The organism is Burkholderia sp. A9, from assembly GCF_000801975.1.
Genome location: NZ_JSZN01000086.1, coordinates 1 through 536 on the forward strand (window position 1 = coordinate 1; position 536 = coordinate 536).

1 pseudogene is annotated in these 536 nt (G+C 69.0%); it reads right to left on the reverse strand.

Annotated elements, in window-relative coordinates:
- Positions 1 to 536 (reverse strand): annotated as a pseudogene (locus PI86_RS15560) (class I tRNA ligase family protein); the annotation flags it as partial.

The window sequence follows — 536 nt, forward strand, 5'->3', positions numbered from 1 at the left end:
CGCCGCCGCGCCGCACTTCGGGCACGTGCAGTTCAGGAACGCTTCCGACTTCGCGAGCGGGTTGCCCGAGCCGTCCGGCACGAGGTCTTCCGGCAGCACGACCGGCAGGTCCTGCTCCGGCACCGGCACGTCGCCGCACGACGGGCAGTGGATGATCGGGATCGGCGTGCCCCAGTAGCGCTGGCGCGACACGCCCCAGTCGCGCAGGCGCCACGTGACCTGCTTGTCGCCGAAGCCGCCGGCCTTCAGATCAGCCGCGATCGCGTCGACCGCCGCGCCGTATGCGAGGCCGTCATACTTGCCGCTGTTGATGCAGACGGCGGTGTCCTTGTCGCCGTACCATTCCTGCCACGCGTCGAGCGAGTAGGTCTGGCCTTCGGCCGCGATCACCTGCCTGATCGGCAGGTCGTATTTCTTCGCGAATGCGAAATCGCGCTCGTCGTGGCCCGGCACGCCCATCACCGCGCCTTCGCCGTAGCTCATCAGCACGTAGTTGCCGATCCACACCTCGACCGGCTCGCCGGTCAGCGGGTGCG